Origin of the sequence: Kaistia nematophila (assembly GCF_026343855.1) — a bacterium.
Taxonomy (GTDB): domain Bacteria; phylum Pseudomonadota; class Alphaproteobacteria; order Rhizobiales; family Kaistiaceae; genus Kaistia; species Kaistia nematophila.
The window spans coordinates 234,142-257,263 of the sequence record NZ_JAPKNK010000003.1 but is presented as its reverse complement, the minus strand read 5'-3'; the positions used below and the strand labels follow the sequence as shown (position 1 = coordinate 257,263).

The 23,122-nt window shown below is 67.0% G+C and carries 16 protein-coding genes; 13 read left to right on the top strand and 3 right to left on the bottom strand.

Translation table 11 applies throughout. The features are described from left to right. The first annotated feature begins 17 nt into the window (after positions 1-17). The 9 genes from OSH07_RS24440 (at position 18) to OSH07_RS09675 (ending at position 12,949) form a co-directional block, all read left to right on the top strand. Positions 18-2,780 carry an autotransporter outer membrane beta-barrel domain-containing protein gene (locus tag OSH07_RS24440; protein ID WP_266338434.1) on the top strand — a complete coding sequence of 921 codons (2,763 nt, stop codon included), beginning with the start codon at positions 18-20 and terminating at the stop codon, positions 2,778-2,780. Between the two features lie 140 nt (positions 2,781-2,920). Continuing rightward, positions 2,921-3,844, top strand: a complete 924-nt coding sequence (locus tag OSH07_RS09710) for a D-alanine--D-alanine ligase (RefSeq protein ID WP_266338433.1) — start codon at positions 2,921-2,923, stop codon at positions 3,842-3,844. Continuing rightward, positions 3,841-4,749, top strand: coding sequence for a cell division protein FtsQ/DivIB (locus OSH07_RS09705; protein ID WP_266338432.1), 909 nt, complete (start codon positions 3,841-3,843; stop codon positions 4,747-4,749). The genes OSH07_RS09710 and OSH07_RS09705 overlap by 4 nt, the downstream gene beginning before the upstream one ends. A gap of 29 nt (positions 4,750-4,778) precedes the next feature. Next, positions 4,779-6,071, top strand: coding sequence for a cell division protein FtsA (gene ftsA / locus OSH07_RS09700; RefSeq protein ID WP_336800554.1), 1,293 nt, complete (start codon positions 4,779-4,781; stop codon positions 6,069-6,071). Between the two features lie 99 nt (positions 6,072-6,170). Further along, a complete protein-coding gene (gene ftsZ, locus OSH07_RS09695) occupies positions 6,171-7,943 on the top strand; it encodes a cell division protein FtsZ (protein ID WP_266338430.1) in 1,773 nt (590 codons plus the stop codon). A 266-nt stretch (positions 7,944-8,209) separates the two neighbouring features. After that, a complete protein-coding gene (gene lpxC, locus OSH07_RS09690) occupies positions 8,210-9,160 on the top strand; it encodes a UDP-3-O-acyl-N-acetylglucosamine deacetylase (protein ID WP_266338429.1) in 951 nt (316 codons plus the stop codon). 216 nt (positions 9,161-9,376) lie between these two features. After that, entirely contained in the window at positions 9,377-10,216 is an 840-nt protein-coding gene (locus tag OSH07_RS09685) for an outer membrane protein assembly factor BamD (RefSeq protein ID WP_266338661.1), read from the top strand. Positions 10,217-10,235: 19 nt separating this feature from the next. Then, entirely contained in the window at positions 10,236-11,906 is a 1,671-nt protein-coding gene (gene recN, locus OSH07_RS09680; RefSeq protein ID WP_266338428.1) for a DNA repair protein RecN, read from the top strand. A gap of 206 nt (positions 11,907-12,112) precedes the next feature. Next, positions 12,113-12,949: a siderophore-interacting protein gene (locus OSH07_RS09675; RefSeq protein WP_266338427.1), complete on the top strand. Its 837-nt coding sequence runs from the start codon at positions 12,113-12,115 to the stop codon at positions 12,947-12,949. Positions 12,950-12,997: 48 nt separating this feature from the next. Here OSH07_RS09675 and OSH07_RS09670 read toward each other — a convergent pair whose 3' ends face one another. Then, positions 12,998-14,380: an FAD-binding oxidoreductase gene (locus OSH07_RS09670; RefSeq protein WP_266338426.1), complete on the bottom strand. Its 1,383-nt coding sequence runs from the start codon at positions 14,378-14,380 to the stop codon at positions 12,998-13,000. A 379-nt stretch (positions 14,381-14,759) separates the two neighbouring features. Here OSH07_RS09670 and OSH07_RS09665 point away from each other — a divergent pair, with 379 nt between their 5' ends. Together OSH07_RS09665 and ligA are read left to right on the top strand one after the other, a co-directional pair. Further along, positions 14,760-16,037 carry a multidrug effflux MFS transporter gene (locus tag OSH07_RS09665; protein WP_266338425.1) on the top strand — a complete coding sequence of 426 codons (1,278 nt, stop codon included), beginning with the start codon at positions 14,760-14,762 and terminating at the stop codon, positions 16,035-16,037. Positions 16,038-16,168: 131 nt separating this feature from the next. Then, the gene (gene ligA, locus OSH07_RS09660; RefSeq protein WP_266338424.1) at positions 16,169-18,316 is read left to right on the top strand and encodes an NAD-dependent DNA ligase LigA; all 2,148 of its coding nucleotides are present in this window, start codon (positions 16,169-16,171) and stop codon (positions 18,314-18,316) included. Between the two features lie 59 nt (positions 18,317-18,375). On the opposite strand, the gene OSH07_RS09655 is transcribed toward ligA, so the two are convergent. Together OSH07_RS09655 and OSH07_RS09650 are read right to left on the bottom strand one after the other, a co-directional pair. Then, a complete protein-coding gene (locus OSH07_RS09655; protein WP_266338423.1) occupies positions 18,376-18,939 on the bottom strand; it encodes a PRC-barrel domain-containing protein in 564 nt (187 codons plus the stop codon). Positions 18,940-19,068: 129 nt separating this feature from the next. Beyond that, the gene (locus tag OSH07_RS09650; RefSeq protein WP_266338422.1) at positions 19,069-20,904 is read right to left on the bottom strand and encodes an aminopeptidase P family protein; all 1,836 of its coding nucleotides are present in this window, start codon (positions 20,902-20,904) and stop codon (positions 19,069-19,071) included. A 238-nt stretch (positions 20,905-21,142) separates the two neighbouring features. On the opposite strand from OSH07_RS09650, the gene OSH07_RS09645 reads away from it, so the two are divergent. After that, positions 21,143-21,361: a hypothetical protein gene (locus OSH07_RS09645; RefSeq protein WP_266338421.1), complete on the top strand. Its 219-nt coding sequence runs from the start codon at positions 21,143-21,145 to the stop codon at positions 21,359-21,361. 156 nt (positions 21,362-21,517) lie between these two features. Next, the gene (locus OSH07_RS09640) at positions 21,518-23,020 is read left to right on the top strand and encodes an acetyl-CoA hydrolase/transferase family protein (protein WP_266338660.1); all 1,503 of its coding nucleotides are present in this window, start codon (positions 21,518-21,520) and stop codon (positions 23,018-23,020) included. The last annotated feature ends 102 nt before the right edge of the window (positions 23,021-23,122 follow it).

Here is a 23,122-nt window from a genome sequence, read left to right as displayed (position 1 = left end):
ATACCGGGGGCTTTGACGTGATCAGGAATTTCTCTTCCGTAAGCTGGGTGGCGCTTGCCGCGACTGGCGCGCTCGCCACGATGTCCAACGCCGCCTATGGCACGGACACCACGGTCGTCGCCGGCACGCCGCGCACGACGTCGCTGAACATGGCCGGCGCGGATACGCTGACGGTCCAGACGGGTGGCAGCTTCCAGACGAGCGGCACCGCCGTCACCATCAACGGCGCCTCGACGACGCTTTCGATCGACAATGCCGGAACGATCAAGTCGACCACCGGCCGCGCCATTCGCCTCAATGACAGCACGGTCAACAACGGCCATTCGCTGACCGTCACGAACCGTTCCACCGGCCTGATCGAGAGCAATGGCGACGACGCCTTCCAGATCAGCAACCCGCTCTATGGCGGCACGGTACTGGTCGAGAACTACGGCACGATCACCTCGACGGCGAGCCGCGCCATCAATTTCAATGCCGCGACCGGCGGCACGATTACCATCAACAACTACGCCACCGGCGTGATCAGCGCCGCCACCGGCGCCGACGTGATGCGGCCGGGCGAGAACGCCACGATCAACAACTACGGCAAGATCCAGTCGTCGGCGAATGCCAACAGCTTCAGCGGCGACGGCATCGACTTCCAGGACAAGGGCGGCGGCGCCGTCAACAACTTCACCGGCGGCCTGATCGAGGGCTCGAAGCACGGCATCACCGGCGACCTCGGCGCGACGGTCGTCAACGAGGCCGGCGCGACCATCCGCGGCCGCAACGGCTCCGGCATCAATTTCGACACGTCCGGAACGGCGGCGCCGGTTTCGGTGATCAACTACGGCCTGATCTCCGGTGAGGCGCAGGTCACGAGCTCGACCGACACGGACGGCGACGGCGTCGACGTCGACGGTCTCGTCGCGATCGAGAATTACGGCACGATCCAGGCGCTCGGCGCGCGCGGCTACAAGGACGGCGTGCTGACCGACCCGAACATCTCGGACGGCATCTCTGCCGGCGGCGGCACGATCAACAACTATGCCGGCGGCGTCATCTACAGCGTCCAGCGCGGCATCCTGATCGACGACAGCGAGGGCGGCGCCGCCTTCGGCGCCACCGCCATCATGAACGAAGGCGAGATCATCAGCGACATCGGCCAGGCGATCACGCTGACGGGCGACTGGAACGACACGCTGATCAACAAGGGCGAGATAGTCGGCGACGTGCTGATGGGCGGCGGTGACGATATCGTCACGCTCTATGCCGGCCAGTCGATCGACGGATTGCTCGACGGACAGGCCGGTTCGAATACGCTGACGCTGGCCGACTACGGCACCTCGACGGTTGGCTCGCTCGACAATTTCCAGACGCTCAACGCCTCCATCGCCGGCAATGGCGACCATGGCCAGCTCGACGTCGATGGCGTTGCCACGCTGGACGGCGGCACGATCGCGCTGACGACCGAGAGCGGCCCCTACACGCTCGGCAGCACCTATACGCTGATCAACGCGACCGGCGGTATCGAGGGAACGCGCTACAGCAGCGTCACGACCTCATCCGACTTCCTGTTCATCGATCCGACGCTGGGCGGCGACGCCAACACGGTTTCGGTGACGCTCGACCGCAACGACGTCGCCTTCGCGGATGTCGCCAACACCGACAACCAGCGGGCCGTCGCCAACGCGATCGACGCCGCCAACGGCACCGGCGAGCTCTATCGCTGGGTGTTCGGCGCCGAGGATCCGGTCGCGCTGGCGAACTCCTTCGCCTCGCTCGACGGCGAGATCCATGCCGACGTCACCGGCGCGCTGGCCCAGCAGTCGATGCAGGCCGAACTCGCGATCCTGTCGCGACTGTCGCGGATCGGCGGCGCCAAGGCGCCGGCGGCGGACGCCGCCCCGCTCGCCTATGGCGAGGAGCCGAAGGCGAAGGGCACCTCGGCCTTCAGCGCGCTGGCGCCGGCCGACATGGGCTATTCCGCCTGGACGCAGGCCTTCGGTTCCTGGACGTCGACGAATGGCGACGGCAATGCCGCCGGCGTCGACACCAATCTGGGCGGCGTGCTGGTCGGCGTCGACCTGACCGGCGAGGGCTATACGCTCGGCGTCGCCGGCGGCTACAGCCGCGGCTCGACCGACGCCGACGATCTCGCCTCGTCGGCCGATATCGACACCGGCCTGCTCGCCCTCTATGGCGGCGCCGGCTTCGACAAGCTGCGGCTGCGCGGCGGCGCCTCGATCGCCTGGAGCTCGATCGATACCAAGCGCACCACCACGATCGGCGATGTCGTCGAGCGGCCGGAAGCATCCTATGACGCGACCACGGCCAATCTGTTCGCCGAGCTCGGCTACCAGACGCAGTTCGGCGCCGCGACGATCGAGCCCTTCGCAGGCCTCGGCTGGGTAAATGTCGATGCCGACGGCTTCACCGAGAGCAACGCGCCGGTGACGGGGCTCCGCTCCGACGGCGCCTCGTTCGACACGTTCTACACGACGCTCGGCGTCCGGGCCTCGACCGAGGTCGTGGTCGGGGGCGTCAAGGTCGCGCCGCGCGGCATGGTCGGCTGGCGTCATGCCGCTGACGACGTGCCGGAGGCGGCGCTCGCCTTCACCGGCACGGGCACCGGCTTCACGGTCGACGGCGCGCCGATCGCCCGCGACAGCCTGCTGCTCGAAGCCGGCCTGGACGTTGCGGTGAATGCCAATGTCAATCTCGGGTTGACCTATGCCGGCTCGTTCGGCGACGGCGTCACCTCGAACGCGGTGAAGCTCAACGGCGAGATCAAGTTCTGACGCGACCGATTGACTCAGCCGGCATGGCGGCCCCGCGGTGGGCCGCCATTTTTAAAGTGAACGCCTTCGCTTGGTTAACGCTTCTTTACCATTTTTCGTAGATATTCCGACCGATACGATTCGGTTGGAAGGAATGCGTTTTGGCGAAGCATGTCGCCGTCCTGATGGGCGGGTGGTCCAGTGAACGGCCGGTGTCGCTCAATTCGGGGAACGGCTGCGCCGACGCGCTGGAGCAGGCCGGCTATCGCGTCACCCGCGTCGATGTCCAGCGCGACATCGCCGAGGTGCTGGCGAAGCTGAAGCCCGACGTCGCCTTCAACGCCCTGCATGGTCCCTATGGCGAGGATGGCTCGATCCAGGGCGTCCTCGAGATCCTCGGCATTCCCTATACGCATTCCGGCGTGCTCGCCTCGGCGCTCGCCATGAACAAGGCGCGCGCCAAGGATGTGATGCAGGCGGCCGGCATTCCCGTCGCCGACTCGCTGCTGGTGCATCGTCTCGAGGCCGCCCGCGCCCACGCGATGGAGCCGCCCTATGTCGTCAAGCCGGTGGCGGAAGGGTCGAGCTTCGGCGTCCTGATCGTCCGCGAGGACGCCATTAACCCGCCTCAGCAATTATTTGCGGATGACTGGGCCTTCGGGGACACGGTCATGGTGGAGCGTTATGTCGGCGGCCGCGAGCTCACCTGTGGCGTCTGGGGTGACGAAGCCTTTGATATCATTGAACTCGTGACGGCCGAGGGCGGCTGGTACGACTATGATTCCAAGTATTCCGCCAACGGCGCGCGCCACGTTATTCCGGCGCCGCTTTCACCAAATATTTACCAAAGTATACAGAATCTAGCGGTACGGGCGCATCGGGCTCTCGGGTGTCGCGGCATCAGCCGGGCGGACTTCCGATATGACGATCGCCCCGGCGGAACGGGGCAACTCGTCTGTCTCGAAGTGAACACCCAGCCGGGCATGACGGCGACGTCGCTGGTCCCGGATATGGCGCGACACGCCGGAATTGATTTTCCGGCACTGGTCAGTTGGATGGTGGAGGACGCGTCTTGCGGCAGATGAGCCCGAGATCGACCAAGGAAGCGGCGGGCGATGCGCCGGCAACGGAGCTCGGCTCCGGCCGGAGGCTGTCGCCCTGGCTGCATCGGCGTATCCGCGCGCTCTCCCGGATCAACTGGCGGGTGCCGCGCCATGCCGGACTGAAGGGCACGTTCCTTCTGTTCGCCGCGACCGGCATTGCCGGCGTGGTCTCGGCCGATCGCGTCGACGAGACGCTGACCTGGATCAGCTCGGCCTCGGGGCTCGCGATCGATTCCGTCCGCATCACCGGCCAGACCGAGACCTCGGAAATCGCGGTGCTGAACCGCCTCGAGCTGGCGCCGGAAGCCTCGCTCGCGACCTTCGATCTGGCCGCCGCGCGCGAGCGCGTCGAGACGCTGCCCTGGGTCGAGAACGCGACGCTGCGAAAGATCTATCCGGCGACGCTCAAGATCACCATCAACGAGCGCAAGCCCTATGTGCTGTGGCAGCGCGACCAGACCGTCTCGGTCATCGACGAGTCGGGCCGTGTCATCGGCGACGCGTCGGACACGCATTACCAGGATCTGATCCGCGTGGTGGGGCAGGGCGCCGACAAGCGCGCCGGCGAGGCCATCGCGCTGGCTGGCGCCGCCTCCGCAATCCGCGACCGACTGCGGGCCGCCGTACTGATCTCGGAGCGTCGCTGGAATCTTGTCCTCGACAATGGCGTCACGCTGATGCTGCCGCAGGACAAGCCGGAAGCGGCGCTGCAGGTGATCGCGGCGCTCGACGCCAAGGACGGGCTGCTGTCGAAGGATATCGTCAGCGTCGACCTGCGCCTCGCCGACCGGATGTTCGTGCGCCTGACGCCGGAAGCGGCGGCGCGCCGGACGGCCGAGATCAAGGAACGCGAGAAGCTCGCCAAGCGTAAGGGAGCGAGCACCTGATGTCCCTTTTTGTGTCCTCCGACAGTCGCATGCGCCCCCTGCCCACCAAGAAGAGCACCGTCGTCTCGATCCTCGACGTCGGTTCGTCGAAAGTCTGCTGCCTGATCGCCCGGCTGAAGCCGCGCGAGGTGGGCGACGTGCTGCCCGGCCGCACCCATGCGGTCGAGGTGCTCGGCATCGGCCACCAGCGTTCGCGCGGCATCAAGTCGGGCGTTGTCGTCGACCTCGACAAGGCCGAGCAGGCGATCCGCCTCGCCGTCGACGCCGCGGAACGCATGGCGGGCGTGACGGTCGAATCGCTTATCGTGAACGTCTCCTGTGGCCGCCTGGCGAGCGAGGCGTTCTCCGCGAGCGTCGCCCTGGCCGGCCATGAAGTGGTGGAGGCGGACATCAAGCGGGTTCTGGCAGCCGGACGCGAGCATTCCGTGACGGACGACCGTTCGGTCATCCACTCTCTGCCGATCGGCTATGCCATCGACGGCAATGGCGGCATTCGCGATCCGCGCGGCATGCTGGGCGAGCGCCTCGGCGTCGACATGCATGTCGTCACCGGCGAGACCGCGCCGCTGCGCAATCTCGAACTCGCCATCGGCCGCTGCCATCTCTCGGTCGAGGCCATGGTCGCCACGCCCTATGCCTCGGGTCTTTCGGCGCTCGTCGACGACGAGACGGAGCTGGGCGTCGCCTGCGTCGATCTCGGCGGCGGCACGACGACGATCTCCGTCTTCATGGACGGCCAGTTCGTCCATACCGACGCGATCGCCATCGGCGGCCAGCACGTCACCACCGACATCGCCCGCGGCCTGTCGACCCGGATCGAGGACGCCGAGCGTCTGAAGACCATGCATGGCAGCGCGCTGCCGAGCGTGTCGGACGATCGCGACATCCTTTCGGTCCCGCCGATCGGCGACGACGACCGCGACCTGCCCAACCAGATTCCGCGCTCGGCGCTGACGCGCATCATCCGCGCGCGCATCGAGGAAATCCTGGAACTCGTCCGTGACCGGCTCAACGCCTCCGGATTCCAGACCATGGTAGGCCGGCGCATCGTGCTTACGGGCGGCGCCAGCCAGCTGACAGGCATTACCGAGGCGGCGCGGCGGATTCTTGCCCGCAATGTCCGGCTCGGTCGTCCGCTCGGCGTAACGGGTCTGCCGGAGGCGGCGCGCGGGCCGGCCTTCTCGGCCGCGGTGGGTCTCCTGATCTATCCGCAGGTCGCGCAGATCGAGCAGGTATCCGCGATGCGGGGGCATCGGTTGGCCATGACCGGGACGGGGGGCTACTTCTCCCGTTTCGGCCACTGGTTTCGTGAAAGTTTCTAAGAAGCAACAGATGGGGCGCCCGCGGCGGGGCGCTTCAATTTGATGGAAAATATGGTCGGGGCACGCCACCGGCTTAGGGGTCAAGACGACGAGGTCACTATGACGATCAACCTGAAAATGCCGGACATTACTGAGCTGAAGCCCAAGATCACGGTCTTTGGCGTCGGCGGTGCGGGTGGCAACGCCGTCAACAACATGATTCGCTCGGGCCTTGAGGGCGTCGAGTTCGTCTGCGCCAACACCGACAGCCAGGCGCTGATGTCGGCCCGCGCCGAGCGACTGATCCAGATGGGCGTCGCCGTCACCGAGGGGCTCGGCGCCGGCTCGATGCCGGATGTCGGCCGCGCGGCTGCCGAGGAAGTCATTGACGAGATCAACGACCATCTCGCCGGCTCGCACATGGTGTTCGTCACCGCCGGCATGGGCGGTGGCACCGGCACCGGCGCGGCCCCGGTCATCGCCCGCACGGCGCGTTCGCACGGTATCCTGACCGTCGGTGTGGTGACCAAGCCCTTCCAGTTCGAAGGCGCCCGCCGCATGCGCGTCGCCGAGGCCGGCATCAAGGAACTGCAGGAGAGCGTCGACACGCTCATCGTGATCCCGAACCAGAACCTGTTCCGGATCGCCAACGAGAAGACCACCTTCGCCGACGCCTTCGCGATGGCGGATCAGGTGCTCTATTCGGGCGTCGCCTGCATCACCGACCTGATGGTCAAGGAAGGCCTGATCAACCTCGACTTCGCCGACGTCCGTTCGGTGATGCGCGAGATGGGCAAGGCCATGATGGGTACGGGCGAAGCCTCGGGCGACCGCCGCGCGATCATGGCCGCCGAGGCGGCGATCGCCAACCCGCTGCTCGACGAGACCTCGATGCACGGCGCCCGCGGCCTGCTGATCTCGATCACCGGCGGCCGTGACCTGACGCTGTTCGAAGTCGACGAAGCCGCGACCCGTATCCGCGAGGAAGTCGATCCCGACGCCAACATCATCCTCGGCGCGACGTTCGAGGAAAGCCTCGAGGGCGTCATCCGCGTTTCGGTCGTCGCCACCGGCATCGAGTCGGACGCCAAGGACGAGGTCACGCCGGACCTGCGCACGCAGGAAATGGCTGCCCGCATGAAGGCCGCCGCCCAGGCAGCGGCTCCGACCGCGCCCGCTCCGCGCCCGGCCAATGTCCAGACCGAGTCGCGCGCTCCGCAGGCCCCGGCTCCGGCCTTCCGCCCCGCCGTCCCCCAGCAGGCGCCCGTGCAGCAGCACGCGCCGGCTCAAACTCCGGTGCGTGATCCTGGAGTAACGATTGCTCCGATGACGCCGCCGGCCGTCTCCTACGCCGAGGCCGAGCTCGACCACGAGTTCGACATGGTGCCGGCTCCGGTGCGCGACGATCACATTCCGGTCGCCCAGCCGTTCATCCCGCCGGCCGCCGAGGCGCCGACGGCGTCGCGCATGCCGCGTGTCGAGGACTTCCCGGTCGTCGCCCAGCGCGAGATGCAGGCGCAGCGCGCCGAGCCGCAGGCCCAGCAGGAAGAGGACCGCGGTCCGATGAGCCTGCTGCGCCGTCTGGCGCATGTAGGGCTTGGCCGTCGTGAGGAGGAAGCCGCCCCGCAGGTGAACCGCCAGCAGCCGGCCCCGCAGCAGCGCGCTCCCCAGCAGGGCAGCCCGCAGCAGCCGATCCGCCAGCCGCAGGCTCCGCAGGCCGGCTACGCCGCCGCTCCGCGCCAGCCGCAGCAGGCCCAGCCGCCGCGCGCTCCGCAGCAGCAGCAGGACTATCGCCCGCGCCAGGCCGAGCTTGACCAGCACGGCCGCGTGATGCCGCGCAACGAGGACGACCAGCTGGAAATCCCGGCCTTCCTCCGTCGCCAGGCGAACTGAGGCGTACCCAAGCAAGATCGAGGCCCGGCCCTGTCACAGCGCCGGGCCTCTTTCGTTAGAGGTCCGTGAACCACGTTACAGAAGGTTAGAAAGAGTGATTTGTTGACCGACCGGTCCACGCTCTATCTAGCATACACAACATGCTGACGAATCTGATGATTCCTGGTTGGCCGTTCTTCTGGTTCAAGGGATCAGTCGGGTCGGGACAGCCGGGGGCGGACCACAGAGCAGTCGGGAATTTTGACCAGCTCTCTCGGGGCGAATTGATGGCTAAACGACAGGGCATGCACCAGACCACGCTCCGCGATCGCGTCGAGGTTTCTGGCATTGGCGTGCATAGCGGCAAGCCCGTGGCAATGGCCCTCAACCCGGCCGAAGCCGACACGGGCATCGTGTTCCACCGGATCGATACTGCGAGCGGCGAGCCGATCCATGCCCGCATCGATCGCCTGCATGCGACCGACTCCTGCACGACCGTCGCCCTGAACGGTGTTTCCGTATCGACCATCGAGCACCTGCTCGCGACCTTCAACGGCCTCGGCATCGACAATGTCGTGGTCGAGATCGACGCCGCCGAAGTTCCGATGATGGATGGCAGCGCGGCTGCCTTCGTCGACCTGGTCGATCAGACCGAGATTGTCACCCTTTCGGCGTCGCGCCGTTTCATCAAGGTTCTGAAGCCGGTCCGCATCGAGCATGCCGGCGGCTTCGCCGAACTGCTGCCGGCAGAGACCCGCCGTTTCGAGATCGACATCGACTTCAAGTCGCCGCTGATCGGCCGCCAGGCCTTCGTCGTCGACCTCGACGCCAATGTCTTCCGGCGCGATCTCGCACGCGCCCGGACGTTCGGTTTCCTGAAGGATGTCGAGTTCTACTGGTCCCGCGGCCTCGCGCTCGGCTCCTCGCTCGATAACACCGTCGTGCTCGGCGACGACAAGGTCATCAATCCCGAGGGCCTGCGCTTCGCGGACGAGTTCGTCCGCCACAAGACGCTCGACGCCGTCGGCGATCTCGCGCTTGCCGGCGCGCCGATTCTCGGCGCCTACCGGTCCTATCGCGGCGGCCACATGATGAACGCCAAGATCGTCGAGACGCTGCTCGCCGATTCGGACGCCTGGACCTTCGTCGAAGGCGCGTCGGTGTCGAAGCGGGACTTCCAGCACGACCAGATGGCCGTCCGGCTGCCGGCAGCCGCCTTCGGTCCCGACAAGTCCTAGGCCGAAAAAGCGGCATATTCCGCACAGTCCGGATATTTCCGGGGCCGGGCGTTTCTCTGCCACGAAATTGCGGCAATGGGTTGCGACGGCTGGTGGCGTCATCGTGCTGTTTCCGCTAGAGAGGCTGCACCGCTTTGCCCCATCGAAAGAGGCGATGCCGGCTCGTGCCGGTTCGATGTGTGAATGAACGAAGTTAGCTCGATCCGCCCGTCGACCATTGCCGCCTTTGGCCGGTTCGGCTCCGTTACCCTGCGCGCCGTTGCGCTCTGCGCGCTCGTGGCCGTGGCGGGTTGCTCCCTGACCAAGGACGATGATTCGGTCGACGAGCCGGATATCCCGGCCGGCCAGATGTATAATCAGGGTCTGACCCTGATGCAGAACGGCAAGCTGAAGTCGGCGGCGAAGCAGTTCGAGCAGGTCGATCAGCAGCATCCCTATACGGAATGGGCCCGCAAGGCGCTGATCATGACCGCCTTCACCAATTATCGGCTCGGCAACTATGACGAGACGGTCAACTCAGCCAAGCGCTATATCTCGCTCTATCCTTCGAGCCCGGATGCCGGCTACGCGCAGTACATGATCGGCCAGTCCTACTTCAAGCAGATCCCGGAAGTGACGCGCGACCAGGACGCGACGAAGAAGGCGATCGCCGCCATGCAGGAGGTCGTCGACAAGTATCCGAACTCCGAATATGTCGACGACGCGCAGAAGGCGATCGTCGTGGCGCGCGACCAGTTGGCCGGCAAGGAGATGCAGGTCGGCCGCTACTATCTCGAGCGCAAGGAATATCCGGCCGCGATCAACCGCTTCAAGGTTGTCGTGACCGACTACGCCAACACCCGCCATGTCGAGGAAGCGCTTTACCGCCTGACCGCGGCCTATTACGCCATGGGCATCGTTCCGGAAGCGCAGACCGCCGCGGCAGTGCTCGGCCACAACTTCCCGGATTCACAGTGGTACAAGGACGCCTATTCGCTTCTCCAGACGGGCGGCGTGTCGCCGTCGGAGAACAAGGGCTCCTGGATCAGCCGTACCTTCCGCTCGATCACGGGCTAACAAGGGGACAGGGCGCGCCATGCTCGCCGCGCTCGCAATCCGCGATATCGTCCTCATCGATCGGCTGGAGATCGACTTCGCGCGCGGTCTCACGGTCCTGACCGGAGAGACCGGCGCAGGCAAGTCGATCCTGCTCGATTCGCTGTCGCTCGCCCTTGGCGGGCGCGGCGATGGTGCGCTTGTGCGCCAGGGCGCCAACCAGGGACAGGTGACGGCAGTCTTCGATGTGCCGGCCGGCCATCCCGCCCGCTCGCTGCTCGGCGACAATTCCATCGACCATGACGGCGACATCATCCTGCGCCGCGTCCAGACGGGCGACGGCCGCACGCGCGCCTTCGTCAACGACCAGCCGGTGAGCGTGGCGCTGCTGCGCGATGTCGGCGCGTCGCTTGTCGAGATCCATGGCCAGCACGACGATCGGGCTCTGGTCGATCCGGCCATCCATCGTCGCCTGCTCGATGCGTTCGGCGGGCTCGATCCCGAGGCGCTCGCCGTCGCTGAGGCTTTCCGCGGCTGGCGTTCGGCCGAAAGCGAGGTCGCCGCGCTCCGGCGGCGGATCGCTTCGGCGCGCAGCGAGGGAGACTATCTCCGCGCCTCGGTCGAGGAACTGTCGAAGCTCGCCCCGCAGCCGGGCGAAGAGACCGAACTGGCGCAGCGCCGCCATACCATGATGCAGGCGGAGAAGGTCGCGGTCGATCTGTCCGAGGCGCATGACACCATTGCCGGCCATACTTCGCCGATCCCCAATCTCGCCAGTCTCGCGCGCCGCCTCGAGCGGAAGCGCGACCAGGCCGGCGGGCTGCTCGACGGCGTGGTCGAGGCGATCGACAGCGCCATCGACGCGCTGGAGGAGGCCGAGACGCTGCTCGCGCGCTCGATCCGCGAAAGCGAGTTCGATCCGAAGGAACTGGAGCGGACCGAAGAGCGCCTGTTCGCGCTGCGCGGCGCCGCCCGCAAGCATGACGTCGCGGTCGAGAACCTCGCCGCGCTGCGCGACAAGATGGTCGCCGATCTCGCGGCGCTCGATTCGGGCGAGGAGCGGCTGGCGGCGCTGGAAGCGGCGGCCGAGGCCGCCTGCCGTCGTTTTGATGCGCTCGCGGCCGCGCTTTCGGCCCGTCGCCGCGCCGTCGCCGAGGAACTCGAGGCGCGTGTCGCCGAAGAACTGCCGGCGCTGAAGCTGGAGCGCGCCGCCTTCATCGTCTCGATTGAGACCGATGCCGAGGAGCGCACCGACGCCGGCATCGACATCGTCAATTTCTTCGTTCGCACCAATCCGGGCACGCGGCCCGGGCCGATGATGAAGGTCGCCTCGGGCGGCGAACTCTCGCGCTTCCTGCTCGCGATCAAGGTGGCGCTCGCCGATCGCGGCTCGGCGCCGACGCTCGTCTTCGACGAGATAGACACCGGCGTCGGCGGCGCGGTCGCCGAGGCGATCGGGCGGCGGCTGGCGCGTCTGGCGGAGCGGGTGCAGGTGCTCTCCGTCACCCATGCGCCGCAGGTCGCCGCACGGGCCGGCCATCACCTGCGCATCGCCAAGGATGGCGTCGCCGGCGAGGATCGGGTGGCGACCGGCGTGACGCCGCTCGACGGCGAGGAGCGGCGCGAGGAAATCGCCCGCATGCTGGCCGGCAGCGTCATCACCGACGCGGCGCGCGCCGCTGCCCACCAGCTCATTCACGGCAACGGCTGATCGGCCCCCAGGGGCGGATCGGCGCTTGCACTTCCGGCGCCGGCGCTGCATCTTGCGAGCGTGCTTTGCGGGCACACCACAGGCCTGCACGTAGGCGTTAACGTCAAACAACGCGCTGATCGAGCTTGCCTGAGCAGGTTCGGCCCGCGCGGCGTTGCCTAGGGAACGTTGCATCGGGCCGGACAGCTCTCCTTTCAGGAGTTTCCATGTCCGATACCCACATCGTCCACACGGCGCCCGCGCCGCATGAAACCTACCGCGTCCGCTATCCGCTGAAGATCCGCCGCCTGACCGTGGCGCGCATCGCCCGGATCACGCCGACGATGATCCGCGTGACCGTCACCGGCCCCGATCTCGAAGGTTTCGAGAGCCGATCGCATGATGACCACGTCAAGCTCTTCTTCGCCCGCCCCGGCGAGGACGAGCCGGCGCTGCCGACCTTCGGCCCCAACGGCCCTGTCTTCCCCGAGGGGGAGAAGCCGATCGCGCGCGACTACACGCCGCGCCGCCACGACGCGACGACGGGCGAGCTCGATCTCGACTTCGCCGTGCATGAGGCGGGCCCCGCGACGGAATGGGCGATCAACGCCGCCGTCGGCAGCACGCTGCACGTCGCCGGGCCGCGCGGCTCGATGATCGTTCCCGACGATTTCGACTGGTATCTGCTGGTCGGCGACGACACCGCGCTGCCGGCGATCGCGCGGCGGCTTGAAGAACTGCGTCCCGAGGCGAAGGTGACCGTGATCGTCGAGGTCGGCACACCCGCCGACGAGATGCCGCTGTCGAGCCGCGCGTCCACCTCGATCACCTGGTTGCATCGCGGCGACCTGGCGCCGGGCGAGGGGAGGTTGCTTGACGACGCGGTCGCGGCATTCCGGCGCGGCGATGGCGAAGGCTTCGCCTGGATCGCGTGCGAATCGGACACGGCCAAGCGCCTGCGCGCCATCCTGGTCGAGGATCTCGGTCTGCCGAAGCGGCGGGTGAAGGCGTCGGGCTACTGGAAGCGCGGGCTCGTCAGCTATCACGACACCCACGAGGATTGAGATCGTGGCCGGCGGCGCGGGAGACACTCCGCGCCGCCTCGCTCGGCCTCAATGCGCCGGGCGGATGTTCTGGTTTACCCGGAAGAGGTTGTCCGGGTCGTATTTCGTCTTCAGCGCCAGCAGCCGCTCGAAATTGCCGCCATAGGTCGCCCGGAGCCGGGCATCGCCCTCGTCGTCCATCATGAAGTTGACGTAGCCGCCGTCCTTGTTGTGCGGATGCACGGCCTGCCAGTAGCTCTTGGTCCAGCGGGTGATCGGGCCGGCCTGCTGCGGATTCGGGTCGATGCCGGCGATCACCATCGACCAGCGGGCATCGCGGGTGTTCCAGGCCGTCTCGTCCCTGCCGACGCGATGCACGGCGCCGTCGATCGGGTAGAGGTGCATCAGCGACAGCATGCTCGGCGTATCCGCCGCCTGCTGGAGATGCGCGTCGATGGCCTCGTCGGTCAACTCGTTGACGAAATCGCCTTTCCAGTACCATTGCATGCCGGTCGGCATCAGCGGATCGAACAGGCTCTGCAGGGTCGGGAAGGGCATCATGCTCATCCAGTTGACGAGCGGTGGCGGCACGCCTTCGAGGAAGGGCTTCATGGCCTCCTCGCCGTCCTCCTGCGGGCCGTTGTAGCAGGAGATCAGCGCACAGATGCGCTTGCCCCAATGCTCGCGCGGGAAGGGATCGGCCGAGGGCATCGTCTTCAGCCCGAAGAAGCAGCCGAGCCGTTCCGGCGCCTTCGGCAGCACGTCGCGATAGCGCCGCATGACCGCGGCGGCGTCCTTCTGGTCCCAGAAGATCGGGCCGCCAAAGACCATGCTGACCGGATGGGCCTTGAACAGGAAGCTCGTCACAACGCCGAAATTGCCGCCGCCGCCGCGCAGCGCCCAGAACAGGTCCGGCCATTCCGACTTGCTGGCGGTGACGAAACTGCCGTCGGCGAGCACAACGTCGGCTTCGAGCAGGTTGTCGATCGTCAGGCCGTACTGGCGGGTCAGGTAGCCTGTGCCGCCGCCGAGCGTCAGTCCCGCGATGCCGGTGGTCGAGACGATGCCGGCCGGGACGGCCAGGCCGAAGGCATGCGTCGCGTGATCGACGTCGCCCTGGGTGCAGCCGGGGCCGACACGCACCGTCGCCGCCTCCGGATCGATGCGGACGCCTTTCATTTGCGAGAGGTCGATGACGAGGCCATCGTCGCAGCTCGCGAGGCCCGGACCGTTGTGGCCACCACCGCGGATGGCGATCAAAAGTTTGTGCTCGCGGCCGAAAGCGACCGCCTCGATCACGTCCGCCACGTCGCTGCAGCGCGCGATCATCAGCGGCTTCTTGTCGATCATGCCGTTATAGAGCTTGCGGGCCTCGTCATAGTCTAGGCTGTCGCGGTCGATGACCGGGCCGCGCATCTTGCCGGAGAGTTCGGCAGCTTCCTGGGAACGCATGGCTTTCCTCCACTGATGTCGCGTCCGCCGCGCCTTCGGGAGTGCCCGCGCCATATTACGCCCCCGTGCAATGTTCGGCCACCGCCCGGCGCGCGAGGTCTTTCACGCGGGGGATGTGACCCGCGCGCCGCAGCGGGGCCGTTTCGACCCGAATTCGGTAGTTTCCGCATTGATCATAAGGCTGCCTTTAGAGTATGAACATGCTACCGGAGGCGCCCGATCTGCGCCCTGCGTGACTTGCGTCACGGCCACGCCACATATTTTCGTCTACTAGTAAGCTTCGCGTCGATCGTTTCGGGCCGGATCCGCTCTGCCCTGGCGACCGCTCGCTCTTCGAGCAGGCCATTTCGTCTGCCGAGGCCCCTTTTGGAAACTCGTTATGTCCGTCCTGTCCGAGCGCGCGCCGGCGCGCCTTGCTCCTGAGCCGTCTTTCTTCGAGTTCGTCGTCATCATCGCGTTCATGATGGCGCTCGGCTCGATGTCGATTGACAATCTGCTGCCCGCCTTCGGCCATATCCAGCAGGACTTCGGCCTCGCCTCGGCCAATGAGGTGCAACTGATCCTGACTGTCTACATGGCTGGCTTCGCCGTCATGCAGCTCTTCTACGGTCCGGTCTCCGACATCGTCGGGCGGCGACCGACGCTGATGATCGGCCTGATTATCTTCTCGATCGGCAGCCTGATCGCGCTGTTCGCGCCGAATTTCGAGATGCTGCTGGTGGCCCGCCTGATCCAGGGCATGGGCGCGGCGGCGACCCGGATCCTCTCGGTGGCGATCGTGCGCGACCGCTATGAGGGCCGCGAGATGGCGCGCGTCATGTCCTTCACGATGATGATCTTCATCATCGTGCCGGTGTTCGCTCCCGCCATCGGCAGCCTCTTCCTGCTGTTCGGCACCTGGCACACGATCTTCGTCAGCATGCTGGTGATCGCCGTCGGCATCGCGCTCTGGTTCGGCCGGCGCATGCCGGAGACGCTGCATCCCGAATACCGGATGCCGTTCTCCGCCGCGCGCATCCTCGGCGGCGCCAAGCGCTGCCTGCAGGAGCGGGCCACGGTCGGCTACTCGACGGCGATCGGTCTGATGTTCGGCGGCCTGATGGCCTATATCGGCTCGTCGCAGCAGATCTTCGAGACGGAGGTCTATGGCCTCGGCGCGATCTTCCCAGTCGTCTTCGGCTCGATCGCGGCGGTGATGGGCATCGCTTCCTTCGTCAATGTCCGGATCGTGCGGCGGCTCGGCATGCGGCGCATCTCGCATGCCGGCGTCTGCGGCCATGTGCTGATGTCGGCGATCATGGTCGGCTGTGCGATCTGGTTCGATGGCAAGCCGCCGCTGCTGCTGTTCGCGGTCAACCTCGCCGCCTGCCAGTTCCTGTTCAGCCTGACGATGCCGAACTTCAACACGATGGCGATGGAGCCGCTCGGCGACATCGCCGGCACCGCGTCCTCGATGATCGGCTTCTACACGACGATCCTCGGCACGATCGTCGGCATGGTCATCGGCCAGATGTTCAATGGCACCGTGTTGCCGCTGGCGGTCGGCTTCCTTGCGACCGGCGTGCTGAGCCTGATCGTCGTCTACTGGACGGAGCGTGGCCGCCTGTTCGCGCCGCATCATCCCGATCCGGCCGCCGTCATGGATGTCGGCCACTGACAGCCATCCGGGCGGCTTGATCCGCCCGGACTTTCGAAGCCGGCGCGCGCTTCTGTTGGTGGGCGACCGACGCGCCCTTGCGACCGGTCCGGCGGCGCGGCATAGCTTCTCCCCTGAACGGGAGTGCTGCCATGTCGTCGGATCATCTGCGCGAAACACCGGTCGAGACGCTGAAGGCGGATGAGGCGGCGCAGGAGCACGCGCGTCTCAGCGCCGAGATCGCGGAAAACGACATCCGCTATCATCAGGAAGACGCGCCGACGATTTCGGACGCGGACTATGATGCGCTGCGCCGCCGGCTCGTCGCGCTCGAGGCCCAGTTCCCCGATCTCTCCTCGGCGGCGAGCACGTCCGTCGGCGCGGCGCCTTCGCCGAAATTCGCCAAGGTGCCGCATGTCGTGCCGATGCTGTCGCTCGACAACGCCTTTGACGATCAGGACGTCATCGACTTCATCGATCGCGCTCGCCGCTTCCTGAAGATCGACGCCGCGGACGCCATTCCCTTCACCGCCGAGCCGAAGATCGACGGCCTGTCGCTGTCGCTGCGCTACGAGGGCGGCCGGCTCGTCACCGCGGCGACGCGCGGCGACGGCTTCGAGGGCGAGAACGTCACCGCCAATGCCCGCACCATTGCCGACATCCCCAACCAGCTTCCCGCCGGCGTGCCCGACACCGTCGAGATCCGTGGCGAGTGCTACATGGCGCATGCCGATTTCCAGGCGCTGAACGCGCGCATGGCGGCGGCCGGCGGCGGCAAGACCTTCGCCAATCCGCGCAACGCGGCGGCCGGCTCGCTGCGCCAGCTCGATTCCAAGATCACCGCCTCGCGGCCGCTGCGCTTCTTCGCCTATGCCTGGGGCGAGATGAGCGCCATGCCGGCCGAGACGCAGATGGGCATGGTCGAGGCCTTCGCCGCCTGGGGGCTGCCGACCAATCCGCGCATGACGCTTTGCACCACCGTCGAGGAGGCGCTCGCCTTCTATCACGGGCTGGAAATGGACCGGGCCGGCCTCGGCTACGATATCGACGGCGTCGTCTACAAGGTGAACTCGCTCGCGCTGCAGAACCGGCTCGGCTTCGTGTCGCGCAGTCCGCGCTGGGCGATCGCCCACAAATTCGCCGCCGAGCAGGCCGTCACCGTGCTGAACGGCATCGACATCCAGGTCGGCCGCACCGGCGCGCTGACGCCGGTCGCGAAGCTGGAGCCGATCACGGTCGGCGGCGTCGTCGTCTCCAATGCGACGCTGCACAACGAGGACTACATCAAGGGCATCGGCGGCGATGGTCTGCCGATCCGCGATGGCGTCGACATCCGCGTCGGCGACACGGTCGTGATTCAGCGCGCCGGCGACGTCATCCCGCAGATCGTCTCGGTCGTGCTCGACAAGCGGCCGGCCGATTCCGTGCCCTACAGCTTCCCGACGCTATGCCCGGTCTGCGGCAGCCACGCCGTGCGCGAGGAGGACGAGGCGGTCCGCCGCTGCACGGGCGGCCTGATCTGCGCGGCGCAGGCGGTCGAGCGCATCCGCCACTTCGTCTCGCGCAACGCCTTCGATATCGAGGGTCTCGGCGAGAAGCAGGTGCAGGCCTTCCATGAGTGGGGGCTGATCAAGGAGCCGGCCGACATCTTCACGCTGGAGGCGCGCGACGCCAACCAGTTGCAGCGGCTGAAGAACCGCGACGGCTTCGGCGAGACGTCGGCACGCAACCTCTTCGCCGCGATCAACGACCGCCGCAGCATCGCGCTCAACCGCTTCATCTTTGCACTTGGCATCCGCCATGTCGGCGAGACGAACGCCAAGCGCTTCGCCCGCCATTTCGGCACGGTCGAGGCGTTTCGCGATACGGCGCTGGCGGCGCGGCCGCCCGGACCGGAACTGCTCAAGGGCAATGATGCCTGGGTCGAGATGATCGGCATCGAGGGGATCGGGGACGTCGTCGCCGAGGCGGTGGTCGATTTCTTCGACGAACCGCACAACCGTGATGCCTTCGCCCGCCTGCTGGAGCAGGTGCGCCCGCAGCCGCTCGAAGCCGCCAGGACGGACAGCCCCGTCGCCGGAAAGACGGTCGTCTTCACCGGCACGCTGGTGCGCATGACGCGCGACGAGGCCAAGGCGATGGCGGAGCGGTTGGGCGCCAAGGTCGCGGGCTCGGTATCGAAGAAAACGGACCTTCTGGTCGCCGGCCCCGGCGCGGGCTCGAAGCTCAAGGCCGCCGCCGAGAACGGCGTCGAGGTGATCGACGAGGATGGCTGGTTCACGCTCGTCGGCGCCGACTGAGCCGGCAGGAAAGAAGGCCCACCCTGCGGGCGGGCCTTCCATCCTGCGCTTTTTGGGTCTTACGGCGTCGCAGGGGCCGTTTCGGGCGCGGCGGGCGCCGGCGTGGTTGCGGCGGGCGGCGTCATCGGGTCCGCGGCAGGCACGGTCGCGTCGGGCGCCGGCGTCGTGGTCACGCTGGACGATTCCTGCTGCGCGGCGGTCTTGAACTCCGGCGCGGCGTTGAGCTCGTCCTTGGTCGTCTTCAGGACCAGCTTCTGGCCATTGTCGATCTTGACGCGCTCGAGCGTGCTCGGCGACACCGCGACGTCCTTGCGGCCGATGCCGAGGAAGCCGCCGACGCCGATCACCACGGCCTTCACCTCACCGTCGTCGGTGGCGAGGATATCGACGATCTTGCCGAGGTTCTCGTCGGTGCCGCTATAGACGGTGGAACCCATCAGGGTGGAGGCGAGCCAGTCGGTGCTGCCGTCCTCCAGCACGATGAAGCGGCCGGCTGGCGCCGCGGGCTGGGTTGTGGTCGCGGCCGGGGCTGTGGTGTCGGCCGGCGTCGTCGCGTCCTGCGCCAGCGCCGGGCCCGCCGCAAGGAGGGCGACCAGGGCCGTTGTCCGAAGGATCGTTTTCATGGTCGTAACTCCGTGTTTTATCGAGACAATTGAGCTGAGGCTCGATCGGACAACGGAGCGTGCAGGGTCACGTTCCATCACGAAACCTATCAAGGCGAGAGGATCCGTGATGGAACTGTCAGGGGATGCCTATGCGCCCAGCGGTTGCGTGGCGGCGATCAGGAAGGCGAGATCCGCGCCTTCGAGGGAGGGCGCCAGCGCATCGCGGACGCGGGCGTGGTAGGCATCCATCCAGGTCTTCTCGGCGGGGCTCAACAATGCGACGTCGATCAGCTTGCGGTCGATCGGCGCCAGTGTGATCGTCTCGAAGCCGAGCATTTCGCGGTCGCCGCCGGCGATCGCCGCCGGCGGCGTGACGACGATCAGGTTCTCGATGCGAATGCCATAGGCGCCGGTCTTGTAATAGCCGGGCTCGTTCGAAAGGATCATGCCCGGCTCGGGCGGCAGGTTGCCGGCCTTGGAGATGCGGACCGGCCCCTCGTGCACGGACAGGAAGACGCCGACGCCGTGGCCGGTGCCGTGGTCGAAGTCGAGGCCGGCCTGCCAGAGCGCGTGCCGCGCCAGCGTGTCGAGCTGCGCGCCGGTCGTGCCACGCGGGAAGCGCGCCGTCGCAAGCGCGATATGGCCCTTCAGAACGCGGGTGAAACGGTCGCGCATCTCGGCCGAGGGCGTACCGATGGCGATGGTGCGGGTGATGTCGGTGGTGCCGTCGCGATATTGCGCGCCGGAATCGACGAGGTAGAGCGTGCTGGCCTCGAGCTTGCGGTCGGTCGCCTCGTTGACGCGGTAATGCACGATGGCGCCGTCCGGGCCGGCGCCGGAGATCGTGTCGAAGGAGATCTCGAGCAGCGGCGAGCCGTCCGCCTCGCCGGCCTCTGCGCGGAAGGCCTCCAGCTTCCTGGCGACGCTGATCTCCGTTTCGGTGCCGTTGGCGCCATTCGCGTCGAGCCAGGCGAGGAAGCGGGTCATCGCGGCGCCGTCGCGCTTGTGGGCGCGGCGCGTGCCGTCGAGTTCGATTGCGTTCTTGCGCGCCTTCGGCAGCACGACGGGATCGGCGCCCTCGACGAGCACGCCCCTGGCGTCGGTGAGCGTCCTGGCGAACAGGGCAGGGGTGGTCTGTGGGTCGACCAGCACGCGGCGTCCTTCGTCGCCGAGCCCGGCGAGATCGGTCAGGAAGGCGCGCTCTTCCTTGATGTCGGCGCGCTCGGCAAGCTGGTCGCGGATGGCGTTGGAAAGCTTGCGGCCGTCGACATAGAGGGTGGGGCGCTCGTCGCGCTTCAGAAGCGCATAGGAGAGCACGACGGGATTGTGCGGCACGTCGGCGCCGCGGATGTTGAAGAGCCAGGCGATCGAATCCGATTGCGCCAGGATGGCCGCGTCGACGCCCTTGTCGGCGAGGACGGCCTGCATACGCCGGATCTTGTCGTCGGCGCTTTCGCCGGCGAGTTCGTCCGGCTGCTGCATGACCTGCGACAGCGGCGGCAGCGGCCGGTCGGTCCAGATCGCGTCGATGGGGTTCTCCTCCAGCGCGACGAGTTCCGCCCCGGCGGCCTTGCAGGCGGCCTCGAAGCGGCGAGCTTCCGCAAGCGTCAACAGGCGCGGGTCATAGCCGATGCGCTGGCCGGTGCTTAGCTTGTCTTTCAGCCACTGGTGCGGAGGATTGCCGATCAGGTCCTCCGGCGTGAAATCGTCGACGTCGACCTGGTCGCGCACCTGCAGCGTATAGCGACCGTCGACGAAGACGGCGGCTTCCTCACCGAGTACGATGGCGGCCCCGGCCGAGCCGGTGAAGCCGGTCAGCCAGGCGAGTCGCTCGGCGGCGGCGGGAATGTATTCGCCTTGGTATTCGTCAGCGTGCGGCACGATGAAACCCTGCAATCCCGCGCGGTCGAGATGGGCGCGCAGCGCCACCAGCCGATCCTTGATCGGGTGGGCGCGGCTCGGAGCGTCAAAATTCTGGAACATGCGCGGAGGGCCTTCTTCACGGAACAAAACGGTTCGCGCGACCCTATCGGCGCGCCTTGCCGACTGCAATTCCATCACACTCCGTGTTTGCGGCGCGGCGCAAATGTGGCGGCATCTTGTGCGTTGCGAAAAGTGCATGTCTGGCATTCGATTACAGCTGTACCTTCACGTCAGCGTTAGGGGTATGAAGAGCCTGCTTAAGGGACGCATAGGGCGTCGCCACAAAAAGGAATTGATCATGTTGACGGCAGCATTTGGCGAGTTCGGCGTTGCCCCGGCTGGAAGCCGCGGCCATGGCGTCGCTCGGCGCGCTGTGGCCCGCATGACCCATACGCGCGACCGGCAGATGCCGCGTTTCGTGAACGGCTACCAGCTCTCCCTCGATGACGCCTCGCTCGCCACTTTCGGCTATGACCGCGAGACCATCGAGCGCAGCGCGGTCGGCGCCCTCATCTGATCCGGCGCGGCCGGCGGATCGCCGGGGCCGCCGTCGATCGTCTGACTGAGATCTGAAAATCCGCGACAGCCCGTCGCGGATTTTCTGCTTTTTGCGGGATGCTTCCGCGCTTTCCGAGGCCTATGGTCCAGCAACGCCACCGACATGCTGGATATCATGCTGCAGGACCGAATCCGCCTTCCCGCCCTTCTCGACAAGGTGATGTCGCCAGCCGAGGCGGCGCTGCTGATCCGGGACGGCATGACCGTCGGCATGAGCGGCTTCACCCGCGCCGGTGACGCGAAGGCCGTGCCGTTGGCGCTGGCCGAGCGCGCCGCGACCGAGCCGTTCGGCATCACGCTGATCACCGGCGCCTCGCTCGGCAACGGCATCGACGAGGTGCTGACCCGCTCGCATGTGCTGAAGCGGCGGCTGCCCTTCCAGTCCGACCGCGTGTTGCGCGCCGCCCTGAACCGGGGCGAGGTGATGTTCATCGACCAGCATCTCTCCGAGACGGTCGAACTGCTGCGTTCGCGCCAGATGGGGCCGATCGACGTCGCCGTCGTCGAGGCGACCGCGATCACCCGCGAGGGCGGCATCATCCCGACGACCTCGGTCGGCAACTCGGCGACCTTTGCCATATTGGCGGAGAAGGTGATCATCGAGCTCAACATCGGCCAGCCGGCCGAGCTCGAAGGCCTGCACGACATCTATATCCCGACCCGCAGACCGCATCGCGAGCCGATCCCCGTCGTTGCGCCGGACAGCCGCGTCGGTCTGCCCTTCATCCCGATCGACCCGGCCAAGATCGCCGCCATCGTCGTCACCGAGCGACAGGACAGCTCCGCCGAAACCACGGCGCCGGACGCCGAAACGCAGGCGATCGCTGGCCATCTGATCGAGTTCCTGAGCCATGAGGTCCGCAAGGGCCGCCTGACCAACCAGCTGGCGCCGCTGCAGGCCGGCATCGGCTCGATCGCCAACGCCGTGCTGCACGGCCTGATCGACAGCCCGTTCCACGACCTCACCATGTATAGCGAGGTGCTGCAGGACAGCACCTTCGAACTGTTCGATGCCGGCAAGCTCGCCTTCGCGTCCGGTTCGTCGATCACGCTCTCCGCCGCCTGCCAGGCGCGTGTGATGCCGGAACTGCGGAACTACAAGAGCCGCCTGGTGCTGCGGCCTCAGGAAGTTTCGAACCATCCCGAGGTGCTGCGCCGCCTCGGTGTCATCGCCATCAATACCGCGCTCGAATGCGACATCTACGGCAATGTGAACTCGACGCATGTCGGCGGCACGCACATGATGAACGGCATTGGCGGCTCCGGCGATTTCGCCCGCAACGCCTATATGGGCATCTTCGTCACCAAGTCGCTCGCCAAGGACGGCGCCATCTCGCGCATCGTGCCGATGGTGCCGCATGTCGACCACAACGAGCACGACGTCGATGTCGTCGTCACCGAGAACGGCCTCGCCGACCTGCGCGGCCTGGCGCCGCGCGAGCGGGCCGAGGTGATCATCGCCAACTGCACCCACCCGAGCTATCGCGAGCTGGCGGCCGACTATTACCGCCGCGCCGTCCGCGATCATGGCGGCCAGACCCCGCATCTGCTGGCGGAGGCCTATTCCTGGCACCTGCGCCAGGAAGCGACCGGCTCGATGCTGCCGGCGGCGGAGTAGGGGGGGCGAAACAGACCAACGCTGTTCCCTCTTGCGCTCTATTCGACGCTAGCTAAGGTCGAGCAAGGGCTCTTTGGGGGGAACTTGGGGTGTTCTGGTGGC

Coding starts and splice junctions, on each gene's coding strand:
- OSH07_RS09705 (WP_266338432.1), top strand. CDS start 3,841: ATGAGCCCGAGATCGACCAAGGAAGCGGCGGGCGATGCGCCGGCAACG.
- ftsA (WP_336800554.1), top strand. CDS start 4,779: ATGCGCCCCCTGCCCACCAAGAAGAGCACCGTCGTCTCGATCCTCGAC.
- ftsZ (WP_266338430.1), top strand. CDS start 6,171: ATGACGATCAACCTGAAAATGCCGGACATTACTGAGCTGAAGCCCAAG.
- lpxC (WP_266338429.1), top strand. CDS start 8,210: ATGGCTAAACGACAGGGCATGCACCAGACCACGCTCCGCGATCGCGTC.
- recN (WP_266338428.1), top strand. CDS start 10,236: ATGCTCGCCGCGCTCGCAATCCGCGATATCGTCCTCATCGATCGGCTG.
- OSH07_RS09675 (WP_266338427.1), top strand. CDS start 12,113: ATGTCCGATACCCACATCGTCCACACGGCGCCCGCGCCGCATGAAACC.
- OSH07_RS09670 (WP_266338426.1), bottom strand. CDS start 14,380: ATGCGTTCCCAGGAAGCTGCCGAACTCTCCGGCAAGATGCGCGGCCCG.
- OSH07_RS09665 (WP_266338425.1), top strand. CDS start 14,760: ATGTCCGTCCTGTCCGAGCGCGCGCCGGCGCGCCTTGCTCCTGAGCCG.
- ligA (WP_266338424.1), top strand. CDS start 16,169: ATGTCGTCGGATCATCTGCGCGAAACACCGGTCGAGACGCTGAAGGCG.
- OSH07_RS09655 (WP_266338423.1), bottom strand. CDS start 18,939: ATGAAAACGATCCTTCGGACAACGGCCCTGGTCGCCCTCCTTGCGGCG.
- OSH07_RS09650 (WP_266338422.1), bottom strand. CDS start 20,904: ATGTTCCAGAATTTTGACGCTCCGAGCCGCGCCCACCCGATCAAGGAT.
- OSH07_RS09645 (WP_266338421.1), top strand. CDS start 21,143: ATGTTGACGGCAGCATTTGGCGAGTTCGGCGTTGCCCCGGCTGGAAGC.
- OSH07_RS09640 (WP_266338660.1), top strand. CDS start 21,518: ATGCTGCAGGACCGAATCCGCCTTCCCGCCCTTCTCGACAAGGTGATG.